General features: G+C 44.9%; 15 protein-coding genes. 10 read left to right on the plus strand and 5 right to left on the minus strand.

Annotated elements, in window-relative coordinates:
• Window positions 1–182: 182 nt before the first annotated feature.
• On the plus strand, window positions 183–644 hold the full coding sequence (locus BK026_RS16705) for a hotdog fold domain-containing protein (RefSeq protein WP_071817735.1): 462 nt from the start codon (window positions 183–185) through the stop codon (window positions 642–644).
• A 58-nt stretch (window positions 645–702) separates the two neighbouring features.
• Here the strand turns inward: BK026_RS16705 and BK026_RS16710 are convergent, their stop codons facing one another.
• Window positions 703–1,320, minus strand: coding sequence for an outer membrane beta-barrel protein (locus BK026_RS16710; RefSeq protein ID WP_071816851.1), 618 nt, complete (start codon window positions 1,318–1,320; stop codon window positions 703–705).
• A 327-nt stretch (window positions 1,321–1,647) separates the two neighbouring features.
• On the opposite strand from BK026_RS16710, the gene maoP reads away from it, so the two are divergent.
• The 3 genes from maoP (at window position 1,648) to ilvN (ending at window position 4,552) form a co-directional block, all read left to right on the plus strand.
• Entirely contained in the window at window positions 1,648–2,028 is a 381-nt protein-coding gene (gene maoP, locus BK026_RS16715) for a DUF413 domain-containing protein (protein WP_071816852.1), read from the plus strand.
• Between the two features lie 308 nt (window positions 2,029–2,336).
• Window positions 2,337–4,055 carry an acetolactate synthase 3 large subunit gene (locus tag BK026_RS16720; protein ID WP_071816853.1) on the plus strand — a complete coding sequence of 573 codons (1,719 nt, stop codon included), beginning with the start codon at window positions 2,337–2,339 and terminating at the stop codon, window positions 4,053–4,055.
• The gene (gene ilvN / locus BK026_RS16725) at window positions 4,055–4,552 is read left to right on the plus strand and encodes an acetolactate synthase small subunit (RefSeq protein ID WP_014975513.1); all 498 of its coding nucleotides are present in this window, start codon (window positions 4,055–4,057) and stop codon (window positions 4,550–4,552) included. Before BK026_RS16720 ends, ilvN begins: the two co-directional genes overlap by 1 nt.
• Window positions 4,553–4,665: 113 nt before the next feature.
• Here ilvN and iadA read toward each other — a convergent pair whose 3' ends face one another.
• The 3 genes from iadA to BK026_RS16740 all read right to left on the minus strand — a co-directional run bounded on the left by iadA (window position 4,666) and on the right by BK026_RS16740 (window position 10,305).
• Window positions 4,666–5,832 (minus strand): beta-aspartyl-peptidase, encoded by a 1,167-nt coding sequence (iadA, locus tag BK026_RS16730; protein WP_071816854.1) that lies wholly within the window; start codon window positions 5,830–5,832, stop codon window positions 4,666–4,668.
• Entirely contained in the window at window positions 5,833–7,272 is a 1,440-nt protein-coding gene (yfcC, locus tag BK026_RS16735; RefSeq protein WP_071816855.1) for a putative basic amino acid antiporter YfcC, read from the minus strand. It abuts the gene before it with no gap.
• Between the two features lie 72 nt (window positions 7,273–7,344).
• Window positions 7,345–10,305 (minus strand): TonB-dependent receptor domain-containing protein, encoded by a 2,961-nt coding sequence (locus tag BK026_RS16740; protein ID WP_071816856.1) that lies wholly within the window; start codon window positions 10,303–10,305, stop codon window positions 7,345–7,347.
• Between the two features lie 502 nt (window positions 10,306–10,807).
• Between BK026_RS16740 and BK026_RS16745 the strand changes: the two genes are divergently transcribed.
• A complete protein-coding gene (locus BK026_RS16745) occupies window positions 10,808–12,418 on the plus strand; it encodes a cyanophycinase (RefSeq protein WP_256253875.1) in 1,611 nt (536 codons plus the stop codon).
• Window positions 12,419–12,425: 7 nt separating this feature from the next.
• Here BK026_RS16745 and BK026_RS16750 read toward each other — a convergent pair whose 3' ends face one another.
• Window positions 12,426–13,484: a hypothetical protein gene (locus tag BK026_RS16750; protein ID WP_071816858.1), complete on the minus strand. Its 1,059-nt coding sequence runs from the start codon at window positions 13,482–13,484 to the stop codon at window positions 12,426–12,428.
• Between the two features lie 183 nt (window positions 13,485–13,667).
• Between BK026_RS16750 and tatA the strand changes: the two genes are divergently transcribed.
• The 5 genes from tatA to BK026_RS16775 are packed head-to-tail and all read left to right on the plus strand — an operon-like array spanning window position 13,668 to window position 16,301.
• Complete coding sequence (tatA, locus tag BK026_RS16755; protein ID WP_071816859.1) at window positions 13,668–13,907, plus strand: Sec-independent protein translocase subunit TatA; 240 nt, start codon at window positions 13,668–13,670, stop codon at window positions 13,905–13,907.
• The gene (gene tatB, locus BK026_RS16760; protein ID WP_014948087.1) at window positions 13,907–14,206 is read left to right on the plus strand and encodes a Sec-independent protein translocase protein TatB; all 300 of its coding nucleotides are present in this window, start codon (window positions 13,907–13,909) and stop codon (window positions 14,204–14,206) included. The genes tatA and tatB overlap by 1 nt, the downstream gene beginning before the upstream one ends.
• Complete coding sequence (gene tatC, locus BK026_RS16765; RefSeq protein ID WP_071816860.1) at window positions 14,207–14,974, plus strand: twin-arginine translocase subunit TatC; 768 nt, start codon at window positions 14,207–14,209, stop codon at window positions 14,972–14,974.
• Window positions 14,975–14,984: 10 nt separating this feature from the next.
• Entirely contained in the window at window positions 14,985–15,524 is a 540-nt protein-coding gene (locus BK026_RS16770; RefSeq protein ID WP_071816861.1) for a hypothetical protein, read from the plus strand.
• A complete protein-coding gene (locus BK026_RS16775) occupies window positions 15,525–16,301 on the plus strand; it encodes a TatD family hydrolase (RefSeq protein ID WP_071816862.1) in 777 nt (258 codons plus the stop codon). It abuts the gene before it with no gap.
• Window positions 16,302–16,306 lie beyond the last annotated feature (5 nt).

Raw genomic sequence — 16,306 nt, forward strand, 5'->3', positions numbered from 1 at the left:
TGTACTACAACCTTTCAGCCGAATTGATACGAAGCATATCAAGCGGGCGCAACCGATTTTCCCCTCTTCTGTTGCACTTGCGTACGTTTCACTTTATGTTACTGGTCTAACCAGAGCTTTCAAAGCAAGCCACCCACATATTGGTTGCTAAAGGCTAAAACTTGTCAATGAGCGTGAAAATTATGTCAAAGAACTACGTACTCAGTACATATAATAAATTCCTGAAACTGCCCTTTGGGAAGAAATTATTCAGTTGGTATTCGGCACGTAGGGCACCCTATTTTTCGACGGTGTCACCACTTATAACAGACATTAGACCCAACTATTGCGAAGTGTTAATTAACAAACGCAAGGCTGTAGAAAATCATATTGGAACTGTACATGTGATTGCAATTTGTAATGGGCTAGAAATGGCCATGGGCTTTATGTGTGAAGCATCAATACCTAAAAACCTTAGGTGGATCCCGAAAGGTATGGAGGTGAAGTATCCGGCAAAAGCAGACTCTAACATCCGCTGTGTTGCTGAAGTACCTGATGATGCATGGAAACCGGGCGATTTACCCATATCGGTTAAAGCATACAACAGCGAGGGTACCATTGTTGTCGACGGAACGATCACTGTATGGGTGAGTGAAAAACGTTAGTGCGTGTTAGTTGGAATAAAGCCCGAATGAGTATCTCGGGCTTTTCATAACGGGCTATTTAGAAAGCGTAGCGCAGATTAAGGCCCATAAAGTCGATATCATCCCACAACTCGTAAGTTGCGCCTAACGCAACATCGTCAGTTACGTAATAATACGCCGATGCGCCGAATGCTGTCTCTGAGTCGTCATCGATATCGATATAGCCGATTTGCGCACTAACCTCTAGCTGGTCTACAACCATAGAACGAACACCAACCGCTGCACCAAATCCATTTTCGTCGTTGGAGTCGGATTGACCTTGTGCTGAAGCTGTTGCCTCCAAGTTTTCAAACGTTACTTGTGCAAAAATATCAGTTGTGTTTGTTATCGCGTATTTGTAACCGATACCTGCTGACAATTGTGATAACTCGATGTCTACACGTATATTGGAAATCTTTTCTTCTTCACTCACGTCACGGTAACGACCAGTTAGGTAAAAATTGTCGCCGAGTGATTTTAGAACCGCAGCGCCAAAACCTGAAGGCGAGCTGTCATCTGCGTCTAAGTCTGCTTGAACATAGCCCGCTTCAACAACATCCCATTTTGGACCATACCCGTTAATGTTATCAGCTAGCGCAGGTGATATAACGGCAAAAAGTGAAGCGACCGACAGTGTGATTTTATTTCTACGTTTCATTTATACATCCTTTTATATTTTAAAAGCACAAAAATAGTGCGGCGCGAAAGATATCACTACTTACTACTTTGGTCTATATCTCCGTCCGCATGAGTGTTATTAGCGCGCGAAATGACACGTAGCAACGCGTGGTTAAACAAGGAAGTTCTACAAAGAAAAGTGCTAAAGATTAAAGATTGTCTATTGCAATACTTTATGTTTGACAGTGGTAAAAAACCAAACTAATTATATCGTGTTGATCAATAAACACGCTGTCTGGTCAATCTGGTTCCTTTAGATGTTTGTGTCTTATTTTTACATGATAAATTCGTAGTGAAAGAGGTTTGGATGTCTGTTATTACCAAAGAGCAAGTTGCAAGAAAGCCGTTCATGGATAAGAAAAACTATCCCTATGGGTTCGCTCGTTCGGGGGACTTTTCAATTAATGAAAGTAAACTTTTACAACAACACGGCAGTTTGTTTGCCGCGCTTGTCGATGGCAAACTTGCCCCGGAAACTGACGAAGAGCAGATGTATTTAGAATCGGCGTTAGGTCACAGAGAGCCAAGTACGCCACAGGAAAAGGCGTGGCTAAAATATCAAGCTAGAATCAATCGCCCAAAAACTGCCAGTATTTATGGGTCTAAAAAAGCGGCTGTTGAAGACGTAGATGATGATGACGAATTAAGTGACAACAGCGATCTCGATATCAGTCTTGAAGACGATTAGAATCTGTTGGCTTGTGCAGCCTGAATCAGATTAGGGCTACAAAATTCGTTTAATAGAAAAGGTTGCAATTGCAATAGTACCCAAGGCGTAGTTGCATCCTAAATATTGTTAAATCAATGTAAATTTTCATCCTATAAATCTCGAAAAATACGCCAAAGTCGAAATATTTATCCTAATTATTGTGAATATGGGGATATATATCTCACTTTTACGCAATTTAGTGTTTTATCTTCCTAACTCCTTAGTTATAGTCGGGGCTAAGTCAACGAAAGCTGACAAACCCCCAACCTATTACAGGAGAAAGCACTGTGAAAATGATGTCGGGCGCAGCCATGGTGGTTGAAGCGCTAAAAGATGTAGGAGTGACACATGTGTTCGGTTACCCAGGTGGTGCCGTACTAGACATTTATGATGCGCTGTTTGCGCAAGATGATGTCAAACACGTCCTCGTACGTCATGAACAGGCAGCCGCGCACATGGCGGATGGGTATGCACGTTCAACAGGCAAAACCGGCACAGTGCTCGTCACATCAGGTCCAGGCGCTACGAATACTATTACGGGTATTGCTACCGCCTACATGGACTCTATTCCGATGGTTGTATTATCGGGACAGGTGCCGTCGAAGCATATTGGTGAAGACGCATTCCAAGAAACTGATATGGTAGGGTGTTCGCGTCCTATCGTTAAGCACAGCTTTTTGGTAAAGCGCGCGGTTGACATACCAGAAGCAATTGCTAAAGCCTATTACATTGCAAATACAGGGCGTCCTGGCCCGGTGGTTGTAGATTTGCCAAAAGATATCGTGAACGTAGCAGAAGAACACCCATATGTGTTCCCAACTGACGTAACCATGCGTTCTTACAATCCAACTGAGAAAGGCCACCCTAAGCAGGTTAAAAAAGCGGTTGAGTCGCTACTTAAAGCGGAGCGTCCGGTACTATACGTAGGTGGTGGTGCTGTAGCTTGCGAGGCGTCAGCAAAAGTTATTGAATTAGCAGAAAAGCTTAATGCGCCCGTAACCTGCACGCTAATGGGCCTTGGCGCTATGCCGGGTACACACAAGCAATTTATCGGCATGTTAGGTATGCATGGTACGCTTGAAGCGAACAAGACCATGCATAATGCCGACTGCATCATTGCACTAGGTGCACGTTTTGACGACCGTGTTACCAATAACGTTGATAAGTTCTGCCCTCATGCAGACATTATTCACGTTGATATTGACCCTGCGTCAATCTCAAAAACGGTAAATGCACATATCCCTGTTGTTGGTTCGGTAGATAAAGTACTTGATCAAATTTTAAGCCAGGTAAACAAAAAAGATTTATCAGGCCAGAGCGAAAAGCTTACCGATTGGTGGCAGCAAATTGAAACATGGCGTTCTCGCGAGTGCTTAAACTACGCACAAGGCGAAGAAGTTATTAAGCCTCAGCGTGTTATCGAAGCTTTGTACAAACACACAGACGGTAAAGCCTACGTAAGTTCTGACGTTGGTCAGCACCAAATGTTTGCTGCGCTTTATTATCCGTATGATAAACCGCGCCAGTGGATTAACTCAGGTGGCCTTGGCACCATGGGCTTTGGTTTACCAGCTGCAATGGGCGTGCAGTTTGCGCACCCGGGCTCAACCTCTGTGGTAGTAACCGGTGATGGCAGTATTCAAATGAATATTCAAGAGCTATCTACCTGCTTGCAGTACAACTTGCCTATTAAGATTATTTCATTGAATAACCGTGCGTTAGGTATGGTTCGTCAATGGCAGGATATGATTTACAAAGGACGTCACTCACACTCTTACATGGATTCAATGCCTGACTTTGTGAAGTTGGCAGAAGCTTACGGACACGTAGGTATTAAAGTAGACAAGCTTCACGAGCTAGACGCAGCAATGGAGAAATGTTTCAGCTACACAGATCGCTTAGTGTTTATGGACATAGCAGTAGACCAAAATGAACACGTATATCCTATGCAAATTAAATATGGCGCGATGGATGACATGCGCTTAAGCAAGACGGAGCGAACCTGATGAAACGTATTATCTCTGTATTAATGGAAAACGCCCCTGGCGCACTATCTCGTATTGTTGGTGTATTTTCACAGCGTGGTTATAACGTTGACTCACTATGTGTGGCGCCAACCGACGATGCAAGTCTTTCACGCTTAACAATCATCACACATGGTGACGATAAAGTTATAGAGCAAATCACCAAGCAAGTGAATAAGCTTATAGATGTGCTAAAAGTGGTCGACCTTACTGAGGGTACGCACATTGAGCGCGAATTAATGCTGATTAAAGTTGCTACGCGCACTGAATCAGTGCGTGCTGAAGTGAAGCGGAACTCTGATATTTTTCGTGCGCGCATTGTGGATGTGAATGTAAACAATTACACCATTGAAATTACAGGCACCACAGACAAACTTGATGCATTTGCAACGACGATGGGGCAGTGTGCTGAAATTATCGAGTCATCACGTACCGGCGTGTGTGGTCTGGCTAGAGGTGATAGGGCACTTCGCCCTTGAGTTGCGTGAACATCGACTCTATACATCGTAGTTAATAAACGAAAAAGGGCGCTTGCGCCCTTTTCTTGTATAAGAGCAATTAGTGCGATGCAAAGCTTGTCGTGCAGGTTTAGTTATTCAAACGTGCCTTTGACCAAAGCCGTGCCATCCTGAACCATCTGCTTACCTCTAGCGATAACGTGCACGATATTTAGCGTAGTCTTTTCACACAGCACTATATCGGCGTCACAGCCAACTTTTATTTTTCCCTTGTGATGTAGCTTGAGTCTTTTGGCAGGGGTACTACTGACAACAGCAATAGCATTCTCTAGTGATACATTGTGTTGTAATACCAGTGCTTTAAATGCGTCAAATAAACTGCCTACTTTACCCACTTCTAAGCCCACAAGCTGGCCATTATCATCGAATACTGGAAGGCTAGCGTTTCCGTCTGAACTCATACTTAAACAGCTTGCAGGTACACCCTGATTGAGGCAATAGGCCACGGCTTCCGCTGCAGGTATTTCACCGTCTTCAATAAATTGCTCGTTGGTGCTGGTGGTCATATCAATAACGCCGCCTTTTTGCGTCCAAGCAATGCCTGCATCTAGTAAACTCTGGTTTCTATTGATGTGAGTGGGATAAAACTGACTTGCCGGAATATCTGTATTATCAACCACATCATGTAATACAGAAAGATGGCGCTTTCCCTCGCCAGTATGAATGTAAACGATACCTGCTTTGCCAGAAATCATGCCACCAGTTCGAGCTTGTGCTGCAACTTCTGCAAGCGCCTGAACAGTCGGTTCTGCAGCTCTATGATCAGCAATAGCGACTTCTCCGACCCCAATTATGCAGTCGATTAGTACAACATCGTCAGTGACGTTGCCTGTAATGGTTCGGGCTGGCAGGTGATAGGAGCCAGTGTAACAATACGCGCTGATCCCCTCTATGTTTAGGCTTTTTGTCTTAGCCACCAAATCAGGAAGCGTTCGCGTAGTTGCATCGGTACCTAACGCACCGATGACGGTTGTTACTCCGTGTAAACTTGCATCAGTTAGCGACATTTGTGGCGTACGAGTGTGAAAGCCACCCTCGCCGCCGCCACCAGAAATATGCACTAAGCTGTCAACAAGGCCTGGAACTGCAATCAAATTACTACCGTCGATAATGTTTAGAGAAGGCGAATGCATCGAAATGTTGGCAGCAATATGTGCAACAGCGTTGTTGGCAATAAGAATGTCGACCGTGCCTTTAGGTGAAGGCGAGTAGCATTCTACATTTTTGATAAGCGTTAGCATTTAAGAGAAACCTATTAATACGGCGGTGATAACAGTGAGCGACGCAAGTGTGAAAAGTCCGGCGCAAAACTTTGCGATAAATTTTACCCATGTTGTCCAACTTACGCCAGCCACACCTAAACAGCCTATCAGCGAAGCAGAAGTTGGAATAATTAAATTAGTCAAGCCATCACCTAGCTGAAAGGCTAGCACCGCAACTTGGCGAGTCACGCCTACAAGATCTGATAACGGGGCCATTAAAGGCATGGTGATCGCAGCCTGTCCAGAACCAGAGGCAATAAAGAAATTAAAAATGCTTTGAAACAACAGCATGAGCCAAGCGCTCATTACAGCACCGGTTTGTGCTAATGCGCTACCAGTGTGATGTAGCAAGGTGTTTAGCACAGAAGGTGAAGTCACTTCGTCACCGCCAAGCACTAATACAATGCCTTTGGCCATACCTACAATGAGGGCTGCAGGCAGCAGCGATTGTGCACCGCTAACAAACGCCGCACTAATATCGTTTAAGCACATACGCTTGCCAATCCATGCGATGGCACCAATGAGGATCCCCATACAAAAAAACTGTGAGGCAATTTGTGGGATGTAATAAGCATGAATAATCACCCCCCACATTACCCAGCAGATACAGGCAAAGAAGGCGACAAGTATAAATTTGTCTGTAACAGAAAATTGCGGCTCAGTGAGCTTATTTGTTGATGCGGTAATTGCCTCGGATTCCAACGAAGACACTTGGTTACTATTTTTTAGCTGTTTTGCATAACGCAAAGTGAAGATTAAGCCAAAAGCGGTAAAGAGGGCCCATATGGCCATGCGAAAATATTGGCCCGACATTAGCGGCACCTCGGCAATGCCTTGTGCTATGGCCACAGAAAACGGGTTCATCCAGCTTGTAGCAAAGCCGATTTGCGTTGCCACATAAGTGACAAGCACCGCCATGATGCCGTTATAGCCCATGGCGGTCATTAGTGGCACTAACACAATACAAAATGCAATGGCTTCCTCACCCATTCCAAAAACCGCCCCACCTAATGAGAAAAGCAAGAATAAAGCTGGGAGCAAAAGGTTATCGGCGTGTTGGTAGCGTTTTATCAACGCCATAATACCGTTGTTGATAGCGCCTGTTTGCATCACTATGCCGAAGGCGCCGCCAACGATAAGAATAAAAGCGATAACACCAACTGCAGCACCCCATTTGTCGCCCGAGACCATGCCATCAAAGGCATAGTTAGCTATTCCCGTTTTGTTGCCTGTGCCATCGAATAACATAAAGCCATGGCTTTCTTCTGCATATCTGAAGCTATCGGCATCGAGCACGGTTTTAATGTTGCCGTCTGGTGTGGTGATATTTTTTGTTTCAAAGGTACCAGCAGGAACAAGCCAAGACACTAGCCCTGCAAGCAGTATTACAAAGAATAAGATGACGAATGCATCAGGCATTCGCGATGTTGAAGGTGAATGTTGCAACCTTACCTCCGAAAGTGAAGAGGGCTCAACGCCCTCTATCGTCACTTAGTGAAAATAGTAACTAAACGCAAGTGTGTAGCGCGTACCAAACGGGTCGTGGTTAAAGGCATCAAAACCTCTACCAGAGCCATAAGCCGTAGGGGCATCTCGGTCAAAAACGTTATCAACAGTAAGGCGCAAGTCAGCATTCTCAAAGTAATAGCCAGCGCTGAGTGTTACGGTAGTCCAGCTGCTTACATCGCGGGTATCATTTTCATCTTCAATGGCGCCCAATTCGATTAACTCATCGATTTCTCTGCTGCGTAAACGAATGATATCGTCGTCATAGCTGCTAGTATAGAAAAGGTAAGCACCTACGTACCAATCCTCTTGAACATAGAAAAGTTCGGCTGTAGCAACGGTTTCAGGGTAAAGGAACGTGCCCGCTAATGATTCAATTTCATCAGAGCCTGGCCTATTTCGGTCGTAGGTTAGGTAGTGAGTGCCAGAAAACCCTAGCTCCAACGTGCCACTATCTAACTGAAAGTCGTGGTCTATGTCCCAGTCGATACCCTCGAGTTCTTGAGTGCCCGTATTATCAAGCAATAAAATATGATCTCTAAACAGCGGTAACTCATCAAAGCGGGGGGCGTCAAATTCCACCCAAGCATTAAGAATTTCAGTTAAGTTAGCGCCCTCATCCTCAATGGTATTCCCTGCGTTATCGGTAACCAAACATAGGTCTTTCAAGTACGAAATGCCTACCTCACCCTCATCCAACACACCGCAATGGCGAAGTGAAGCATCGGTAATAGCACGATCTAAAACCCCCGTCATATTGGTATCAACAATGTCTTCGTGATCGAAAGTCCAGTAATCAATCGTAATCGTGGTGTTGTCAGTTGGGCTATAGGCAAAACCAAAAGAGTACGTTTCTGACTCTTCAGCGCGCAAAGCAGGGTTACCAAGCTCAAGTACGTTATTGCCGCGAACGCTGCCTTGCCCTTCGCAATACAAATCAGCAACGGCGTCGTTCACTGAACAGTCGAAAGACGCGCGAGTCGTTCGCAGCTGCACGCCTGCTTGAGTCAGAGAGGGAGCACGGAATGCTGTTGACCACGAACCGCGAAGTACTAAGTCATCAATTGGGCGGTAGGTGAAGCCCACTTTTGGATTAAACGTGCTGCCAAAATCGTTGTAATCGTCGAAACGGCCGGCAAGACTAATATCAAATTGATTGGTAACAGGAATAAAGAGCTCGGCAAAAATGCCCATCTGATTTCTGTCTGCCGCAGAGGCACTTGAACCGAATCCAAAAACATCGACAAGAAAGCTATTTTCCGCTCTCGCTTGTGAGTCTAAAGACGGCAAGTCAGTGATTTCTTCCCGTCTGAATTCAACCCCAGCAGCTAGCAACACAGCATTGCCATTCCACTGCGCTATTTCACCGTTAATTTTGGCATCTAGGCCGAACATTTCGCTGGTTCCATCACGAGTGGGGCGTGCTTGTGTTAGGCCCAAGATAGCGTCGTTTTGCGCATCGCCTACTAGAAAAGGGTTATAGGCAGATAACAGTGCGCCGTTGCCACAGCTTAAAATATCGTTTGTGCTGTCATACTGCGCAATCTCAACCGTATCACAGAGCTCTCCGTGAACGGCAGCTGTGTAGAGATAGCGGTTGTAGATACCTTGTGTAGCCACCTGTTCAGACTCACTGCGAGAATAAAGGGCGCCAGCTTCCCATTCCCACTCACCAAAGTACCCTTGTAAGGATGAAACTAGGCGGATAGCATCAGTTTCTATTTCGACGGTACGTGGGGATACAAATCGAGCATCGTATTGAAGACCTTCAAGTTCTCGACCTGCAACAGTATCAAAAGAGCTTAAGTACAAGTTGTTAATAATTGCGTTACGGGCCTCGTCCTCGAGTACGTTAAGAGCATTGGGCTCTATCCATGCTCCTTCTTCATCGTTTACCTGATTAATCGGTGATGGTGTTGAGAATGACGTTGATTTGGTATGCGAGGCAAGAAGATCTGTCCGCCACGTAATGTCGTTACCTTGGTAGGTATAAGTGAAGCCTCCTGACAAGGTTTCTAGTGGCGTTTCGAAATAGTCATCTTCATTGGCATAGTATGCACAAATTTCCTCATCGAGCTCCGTTATTGTGAGCTCATTAGGACAGTTAGGCGCAGGCATTTCATAGCGGTCTAGTGTGCTATCAAAGTAAATGTTGGGCTGCCCCTTGGCAAGATATGAGTAACTACTTTCTAAAACAGGATCGCGCGTTTGGGAAAAGTCGGTTGCCCTTATCGCTTTTCTGTCGAAGTAGTCGAAAAACGCCGTTAAATTACTGCCGTTATCAAAATTTTTACCCCACAGCATTTGAGCATTGAAGGCACCATGGTCGTTGCTGTTGGTGGTGTTCTCGTAATTAGTTTGAAGCTCTAAGCCTTCATAATCGTTTTTGAGAATATAGTTGATAACACCTGCAACGGCGTCTGCACCATAAATCGCAGATGCACCCGTCGCTAGTACCTCTACGCGCTCTACTGCTGAGGCAGGAATGCTATTGATATCAACAAAATTTTCAGTGCCAGAAGCAAATGAGCTTGCTGCAATTCTGCGTCCGTTCACAAGCGTTAATGTTGAAGAGGGCCCAATGCCTCGAAGTGATGCCGCCGCTTGACCAGGTGGTGTAGAGGTAGACGTTGCCCCACTTTGAGTGGTGTCAAATGTACCAACGCCACCACGGGTTTGCGTTACCGTGCGCATTAGCTCAGAAATGGTAGATGCGCCTGTGCGTGCAATATCTTCTGACGTTAATATGGTAAGCGGTTGTGCGCCTTCCATATCTGCGCCGCGGATATTGCTGCCGGTAACTTGTATACGCTCTACAATTTCTTCTTCGCTTACTTCTTGTGCAGATAAAGCCTGAGAAAATATGCCGCCAAATATGCAAAGTGAAAGGTAGCTTAGCGTGCCAACAGACACACCTGTTTTGTGATGTAACGTTGATGTTTTCATTATTGTGATCCCTGTAACGCGCACGATCTATTGCCGCTTTTCGCGCGATTCAACACTTGTTTAGATATAAATTTGCTGCAAGACGCAGCGTGACCGCTTCAATGAATTGAAGGGCGAGAGCGTTACTCGTCGAACCACTCCGACAAGTAAAAATTTTGATAGCGATAGTTGCCTAGGTTGGCAGCTTTCTTAATCATTTATAAAAACCAGTGTTGTGACGATTTATGCATTTCGTCTGGGTAAGAATTTGCTGTACGACACTTACTTTGCCGTTGACATTGATTATTAGTTAACACTACCGTGAATAAAAGTCAATCAATAAAATATTCCGTTGGTTCAAATGAAAGTAATTTTTTTATACACTTTTTTTAACTGTTTCAAGAATAGATTGAAAACACTACTTCAATTGCTTTTCTTTTTTTATGTTGCTGTATTTTCAGTGTTTTGTTTTGCTTCTCCGAACCTGGTTTTGGCGGGAGGAGCATTAAAAACATGTTCAAGTATGTCTAATCAAAACTGCACGTCCCCGTCGACCTTTTCGTCGGGAAAAGCGGTGATTCTGTATGAATTAAATCAACAGTCACTGCTCAGGTATCAAGAGTTAGCGAACCAATACTCACAAAATAAAGATTTTTTATATTCATATTTGGTGAATATTAATTCATCTGAGGGTGACCGGCTTTATACAAAGAATGCGCTGCTAGATGCCCTCAATGATGTTGGCTTCTCAGACAGCAATATTCGTTCTCTTTCAGACACTGATTACTTCATTTTGTTAGATGCGCTAGAAGCGCAGCAAGTAGACGAGCAAGGTAATCGATTACAAGAGCAAGTGTCGTTGGCAGATACAAAAGCTGGGGCGTCAGTTGATATCTATACTGCGTTTATTGAAGCTGCCCATGCGAAACGACAAGCCAAAATTGCGGAGAAAGAGAACGCTGATACAACTGCTCGAACGATCATAGGTATTGTAACGGCATCGTCACGCGATCCATTTGAAGCGGTAGACTTCTACAAAGGCGTTTTTCAACAACCCAACGTAGAAGTCATTTGGCTTCCGTTAACTCCCGCTTTTCAACAGGCCGTTTATGTTAAAGAGTTGGGAGGTCAAAGTTGTAACAACCTCGCGTTTTTCAGGGCGCAGCATTCGCTGTTTGATAAAGAGAGGTTATATCCGGAGCGTACGAGCAAACAACGCTCATGGTGTGAAGATAACCAGCTGGCGGTGAATACACTATCTCGCCTTGACGGTCTTTTCTTTAACGGTGGAGACCAAAGTAAAACACTGGCAGCACTAAGTACACCTACAGGAAGCCCCAGCGATTTTCTTAAAACGTTACGTGAACGGTGGAGGGACGATCAGCTAGTTGTAGGTGGGACCAGTGCAGGAACAGCCGTGCAGGCTGGTGGATACAAAAACCATCGGCCTGTCCCTATGTTAACAAGCGGCGATTCGAAAGGGGTTTTATCCGGCGGTGTATATGGTGTTAATCCTACATCACAACGCTGCGAGGCTGGCGCTCAATGTGAAAATCGCCTTATCGATGGTGCAATGACCATTAAACCGGCAGGTGGCTTAGGACTTTTCAATTGGGGCTTACTTGATACTCATTTTTCGGAACGCGATCGTGAAGCCCGTCTTATCGCTGCGACAGCGTCTAGTGGACAATCATTTGGTTTCGGTATAGATGAAACTACAGCATTGATTGTCGATGCGAAAGCGCCCTTTGAAGACGCGTCTTTTAGCGTAGTTGGGGAAGGCGGAGTATTCATTGTAGATATGAGCTACGGCAAAGAAGACATCTCACATTCATCTAAAGGCCTCAAACGTATTATTGCAGGTGAAGCGAGTTATTTACCAAGCGGCACGTCTGGAAAGATTACATCGGGTGAATTGAAACTCATACTCGAACCATCAGAAAAGCTTACTACGTTCAAGCGCAGTGAGCGGGGCAGGTGGCGACTTGAGTCGCAAGATCTATGTCGCTCAAAAGACACGATTCGCTGGCAGGACAGTGGAAATACACATGTGTTGCAATCATCAGAAGCATCACGTTTTCATAACCTGCGTTATTGCGCTTATAGCAGGGTTCCGTTTGTAATTTACGAGTAGACTGTGCTTAGGTATCTCGCCCATAATAAGCCTCCACGCGCAAGGCTATGCCATAAGAGGTTTTGAAGTCCTCTTCTCGTAGCCATAACACGAAGGGCTCTACTTCAAAGAAAAGCCAGTCGCGTAACATATTGTTTCGCCATCTAAATCCGCCATAGACTTCTTCTACGCGATAATTGGGCTGGCTTAACCCTTCCACCATGAGGTGAGGTATAACAGCGTTATGCTTGTCAACTGAAAACAAGTGGTGGACTTCGTGGCGCCACAACCAGTCGTTAGTATCATCGCGAAAGTAAAAGCGGTTGTTTTGCCGGACGAGGTGCTTTTTGTTAATTTCATACTGGAGTGCTAAACCAAGTTCGGCACCCAACCTATCTCGCGTGTAGTAGTAGAGTTCAGCGTCATAAAGCATGGCCCACTGTTTAGAAAAAGCAAAAGCATCTCTGTATCGGGTCATGGCATATAATTGGTCACGACGTCCTGCACCAATTCTAAACGAGTAGTGGGAATCTTGCTCTGGGCGAAACCGCAGCGCAATAGTCGTTCTGTCTCGGTCGTTATTACCAGTATCTCTAGCTGCACGTATGGTATTGTTCTGCGCTTCGTCTTCATTATCGCTTAAAAGTAGGTCAACGCGTTCTTTCAGTGCAGGCAGGCGTACTCGAATGCGAAAGCGTAAATCAGTATCAGACAGCATGCCGCTCCTTGGCTCCCAAGCAAGTTGAATACGGCCCTCTGCCCTGGCTTCTTTGTGTTCTAGCGTATCTGCATCTTCATCGCGTTCAAACAAGCCATCAAGTTGCTTCACCGTAAAGTCCATCGTATCGGTAAAGCTACGCTGCCAAATGTCGAACCATTGTTGGTCGTGCGACGATGTGTAAGGCTGTACGTTATCTTCAAATGCATCATCCCGCATGCGCGTGGCGTCCTGCGGGTCTTCAATGCGATGATAAGCTGCACTTCCACTTGTCGTATTTACGGGTAGGTTCACCGAGGCATAGTTTATATTCAGCGTTGTGGGAACAGTGAGAAATAAATGACAATAAACAGCGGTAAAGCATAGCATTGCTCACTAACTCCTTGTAAAAACGTGAATAGTTGTATTAAACAACGGTTTGCTAATTAGATACACAGAGCATGGATTGTCATCAGTAAAACGTCAATCTTTATTCATTGGGACAAATATTCAGGTGAAAGCATCAGCGGGCAATGGCATACTGTACGTGAGGATGTTACGGAGATTAATTTTATGGGTGGTATTAGTATTTGGCAGCTGCTGATCATACTAGTAATCGTAGTACTATTGTTCGGTACAAAACGACTCAAAGGTATTGGTACTGATTTAGGCGGTGCGATTAAAGGTTTTAAAAAAGCAGTAACCGAAGAAGAGAAAGACGCAGACTTTGACCAAAGCAAGCGAGTTGAAGAAAAGTCAGCGGCAGAGCCTGTTTCAACTAAGACACAGAGCGACGTTAAAGAAAAATCCTAATGTTCGATATTGGCTTTTGGGAGTTATTGGTTATTGGTGTTCTGGCACTCCTAATTTTAGGGCCGGAAAGGTTACCTGGTGCCATGCGCTCAACAATAAATACAATCCGCAGTGTGCGCAACGTAGCGACAGGCTTCAAGCAAGAAGTAGAGCATCAGTTGCGCGTACACGAATTGCATGAGAATTTAAAAAAAGCCGAACAACAAGGGCTTAAAGATCTTTCACCCGAGCTCGAACAAAGCGTTGATGAGCTTAAAAAAGCCGCTGAGTCGGTTCAAGAACCTTACAAAAAACAATAGATGTCTGACGCTAACAACTTAATATCTCACTTAATCGAACTGCGTAGCCGTATACTCAAAGCGTTATTGAGTGTGCTTGTTGTGTTTATGTGTTTGGCGGCGTTTGCGCAGGACCTTTATCAATTGTTGGCAATGCCACTACTTGAATCACTGCCTGAAAATGCATCAATGATTGCTACAGATGTTGCGTCTCCTTTTTTCGCCCCTTTCAAATTAACGCTTGTACTGTCATTTTTTATTGCAATTCCCTATGTGCTTTACCAAGTGTGGGGGTTCGTTGCGCCCGGGCTTTATCGCAATGAAAAAAGGCTAGTTGCACCGCTGTTATTCTCAAGTACGTTGTTGTTCTACGCCGGTATGGCCTTCGCATACTTTGTAGTATTTCCCATTGCGTTTGCGTTTTTTACCAGTGTTGCGCCCGAGGGTGTTACGGTTAGCACAGATATATCAAGCTACCTTAACTTTGTGCTCAAGCTCTTTTTTGCTTTTGGGGTATCGTTTGAAATTCCCATCGCAATCATTCTTATGTGTTGGACGGGCATTACCGACGCGAAATCGTTAAGAGCAAAGCGCCCTTATGTCGTGGTGGGCGCATTTGTTGTGGGAATGTTACTGACACCTCCAGATGTTATTTCGCAAACACTGTTAGCGATTCCAATGTGGATCCTGTTTGAGATAGGTGTGATTGTCGGGGGGCTTTATGCAGGTAGAAAACCACGCGACGATGACGAGTCTGAAGACGCGGAAGATGCCAACGCAAGTAAGTAAAGGACGGGTTATGACGTTACGCACACTAATGATTGCTATGTTGATGTCTTTGTTGGGGCTGAACAAGGCTTATTCTCAATCTCTGCACGATGCGGTAGAAGATTGTCGAGAGATTGTTGATGATACCCAACGTTTGGCGTGTTTCGATAAAATGGCAAAAAATGTCGAACGTTATACCCATGCTGCGCCCATAGCGACAACTGAGAAACAAGGCCTGAAGTCTGAGGTTGCTTTATCTCGCGACGTTGAAAAGGCGCCGATAACCCAACGTAAGGTGGAACAGCCAAGCGTTGAATTTGGTTTAGAAGGGCGACGAGATCGAGAAAATTACATCGATGAGAAGTCGCTTATCATCACGTCGATATCTCAGACAGTCCGCGGCAAAAATAGGTTCACGTTTAACGACAACTCGGTATGGCAACAAACCGATAATAAGTTTCTCAAGCTTAGCGTGGGGCAAAAAGTGCAAATTGAACGGGGTATACTGGGCGCTTTTTATTTAGGTGTAGAGGGGCTTAATAAGCGCCTTAAAGTAAAGCGGCTAAAATAAATGCCTTGGTTCGATGCAGGCGTAAATCTTCTCGACAAACGTTTTGACGCTAATGACATAATCGCTCGGGCAAAAGAAAATGGTGTAGATAAGCTCTGTATCATCACAACACACCCTGACGAGTGGAGTGAGGCAGAAGCCCTGTATCAAAGGTTTCCAGATAGCTGCTGCTATACAATTGGCGTACATCCTCACAACGCAAAAGTGGTAAACGCAGAACATTATTCACTTTTGGAAAAATTTGCGCAAAAGCCAGGTTGTGTAGCAATTGGCGAATGTGGCCTTGATTTTAATCGCGACTTTTCACCGAGAGACACTCAAAAGCAGGTTTTTGAGGCACAGCTGATTATAGCGAAAGCGCTTGATTTACCCGTATTCCTTCACGAAAGAGATGCGTTTAACGACCAGATCCAGCTTTTAGAAAAATACAGATCCTGTATTAGAGGGGGAATAGCGCATTGTTTTACAGGCAATGAAGCGCAGGTAAAAGCCTATCTATCGCTGGGCCTATATATTGGTGTTACAGGCTGGGTTTGTGATGAAAAAAGAGGTGAGGCACTTCGAGGTGCTGTAAAACAAATACCTCTGGACAAAATTATACTGGAAACAGATGCGCCTTATCTCTTCCCCAAAACCCTCAAGCCAAGAAAGCGCAATAACGAGCCGGCGTATCTACCACATATCGCTGAGCAATTAAGCAATTATTTAAACGTCGACAATGATAAATTACAGTCAAGCAGTTATGCTAATACTTGCAAGTTGTTTTGTATTGAATAGGACCG

The sequence above is a fragment of the Alteromonas sp. V450 genome, assembly GCF_001885075.1.
In the GTDB taxonomy this organism is placed as follows: Bacteria; Pseudomonadota; Gammaproteobacteria; order Enterobacterales; family Alteromonadaceae; genus Alteromonas.

Coding starts and splice junctions, on each gene's coding strand:
- BK026_RS16740 (WP_071816856.1), bottom strand. CDS start 10,305: ATGAAAACATCAACGTTACATCACAAAACAGGTGTGTCTGTTGGCACG.
- iadA (WP_071816854.1), bottom strand. CDS start 5,832: ATGCTAACGCTTATCAAAAATGTAGAATGCTACTCGCCTTCACCTAAA.
- tatC (WP_071816860.1), top strand. CDS start 14,207: ATGTCTGACGCTAACAACTTAATATCTCACTTAATCGAACTGCGTAGC.
- BK026_RS16770 (WP_071816861.1), top strand. CDS start 14,985: ATGACGTTACGCACACTAATGATTGCTATGTTGATGTCTTTGTTGGGG.
- BK026_RS16775 (WP_071816862.1), top strand. CDS start 15,525: ATGCCTTGGTTCGATGCAGGCGTAAATCTTCTCGACAAACGTTTTGAC.
- BK026_RS16750 (WP_071816858.1), bottom strand. CDS start 13,484: ATGCTATGCTTTACCGCTGTTTATTGTCATTTATTTCTCACTGTTCCC.
- yfcC (WP_071816855.1), bottom strand. CDS start 7,272: ATGCCTGATGCATTCGTCATCTTATTCTTTGTAATACTGCTTGCAGGG.
- BK026_RS16710 (WP_071816851.1), bottom strand. CDS start 1,320: ATGAAACGTAGAAATAAAATCACACTGTCGGTCGCTTCACTTTTTGCC.
- BK026_RS16705 (WP_071817735.1), top strand. CDS start 183: ATGTCAAAGAACTACGTACTCAGTACATATAATAAATTCCTGAAACTG.
- tatB (WP_014948087.1), top strand. CDS start 13,907: ATGTTCGATATTGGCTTTTGGGAGTTATTGGTTATTGGTGTTCTGGCA.
- maoP (WP_071816852.1), top strand. CDS start 1,648: ATGTCTGTTATTACCAAAGAGCAAGTTGCAAGAAAGCCGTTCATGGAT.
- ilvN (WP_014975513.1), top strand. CDS start 4,055: ATGAAACGTATTATCTCTGTATTAATGGAAAACGCCCCTGGCGCACTA.
- BK026_RS16745 (WP_256253875.1), top strand. CDS start 10,808: ATGTCTAATCAAAACTGCACGTCCCCGTCGACCTTTTCGTCGGGAAAA.
- tatA (WP_071816859.1), top strand. CDS start 13,668: ATGGGTGGTATTAGTATTTGGCAGCTGCTGATCATACTAGTAATCGTA.